Source organism: Dietzia sp. CQ4 (assembly GCF_014145125.1).
In the GTDB taxonomy this organism is placed as follows: Bacteria; Actinomycetota; Actinomycetes; order Mycobacteriales; family Mycobacteriaceae; genus Dietzia; species Dietzia natronolimnaea.
In genome coordinates, this window is record NZ_JAALDZ010000254.1 from 1 (window position 1) to 1580 (window position 1580).

A 1580-nucleotide genomic window follows, 5' to 3' on the forward strand; every position below is an offset into this window, starting at 1 on the left:
GGCCGCCCCCGGGAACCCCCGGGGGCGGCCGCCTTTCGTCGTTCCGCCGCGAACGTAGGCACGGTCTTAGAGTTCTCAGTCCCGGATGGGCGAGGGTCTGAGGATCGGAGTGGAGCGCGGAAATCGCCGTACACTGCGAATATCGTGTTTAGGTAAGCCTTCCCATGCAAAGGTTAGGCTCGCCTTGCTTAAGGTGCTATCGTTGCCGCATGTTCAGACAGCGCTCAGGCTCGCTCCCGCTGGCCGTCGCCGCCATCCTGGCTCTCACGCTGACCTCGTGCGGGGTCGCGACCGGGCTCGGCGGCGACCCCGAGACGATCTCCGGGATCCCGCTGGCGTCGGAGGTCTCGGCGACCTCGGACCCGCGATCCTTCGCCGGCGAGCTCTCGCTGGAGTTGGTCGACGACCCGGTCGAACCCGTCACGACCGACCCGGTTCCGCAGCTGCCGGCCGTGGTCACGGACAACCAGGGAACCGTCGTCGAGGTCGCGGACGTCTCCCGGATCCTGCCCCTGGACGTCTACGGGACGCTCTCCCGCATCGTCTTCGAACTCGGGCTGGGGGACAACGTGATCGGCCGCGACATCTCGTCGGCCTTCCCCGAGATCTCCGATCGGCCCCTGGTGACGCAGGACGGGCATCAGCTCAACGCCGAGGCCATCCTCGCGCTCGACCCCAGTGTGATCATCACGGACACCTCGCTCGGTCCGTGGGACGTGATCCTGCAGCTCCGTGACGCAGGGATCCCCGTCGTCGTCGTCGACTCCCACCGGTCCCCGGACAACGTCGAGGCACTGACCCACTCCGTCGCCGACGGGCTCGGCGTGCCCGAGTTGGGGCGCGAACTGGGGGAGCGGACCCGCGCGAAGATCGTGGAGACCGAGGAGTCGATCGCCTCGATCGTGCCGGGGTCCGAGACCGCGCGGCTACGCACGGTCTTCCTCTACGCCCGTGGATCCGCCGGCGTCTACTACATGTTCGGCCAGGACAGCGGCGCGGACGAGTTGATCACCGCGGCCGGCGGATACGACGTGTCGACCGAGGTCGGGTGGAAGGGCGCCAAGCCGGCGAACGACGAGGGGCTCATCGCGGCTCAGCCGGACGTCATCGTCATGATGAGCAAGGGGCTCGAGTCCGTCGGTGGCGTCGACGGCCTTCTCGAGAAGTTCCCGGCCCTGGCCCAGACGCCGGCCGGCGCGAACCAGCGGGTCGTCGCGATGAACGACGACCTCGTGCTGTCGTTCGGCACCAGGACCCCCGCCGTGCTCAACGCGCTGGCGGTGGCCCTCTACGCCCCCGACGCGCTGTGACGCTCACAGCGGAGCGCCGCGAGCGGGCCGTGCAGCCCTCACCCGGTTCCCGACCCGCACGGACGGCCGGCGGGACCCACCGCCTGCTGACCGGTGGCCTTCTGGTCGCCGGGCTGGCGGCTGCACTCGGTGTCCTGGCCGTGGTGGCCGCGGCCTCGGGGCAGCTGTCCATCCCGGCGCCGGAGGTCGCGTCCGGATTCCTCCGCGGTCTCGGCATCGAACTGGGGCCCGCCGCGAGCCACCCCCGCGCCGACGCCACGCTGTGGAGCG

General features: G+C 70.3%; 1 protein-coding gene and 1 pseudogene. Both read left to right on the top strand.

Features of this window, described 5'->3' with window-relative positions; genetic code table 11:
* Window positions 1–209 precede the first annotated feature (209 nt).
* A complete protein-coding gene (locus tag G6031_RS14010; RefSeq protein WP_182653585.1) occupies window positions 210–1310 on the top strand; it encodes an ABC transporter substrate-binding protein in 1101 nt (366 codons plus the stop codon).
* Window positions 1307–1580: pseudogene (locus tag G6031_RS14015) on the top strand (iron ABC transporter permease); the annotation flags it as partial. The gene G6031_RS14010 and the pseudogene G6031_RS14015, both read left to right, overlap by 4 nt.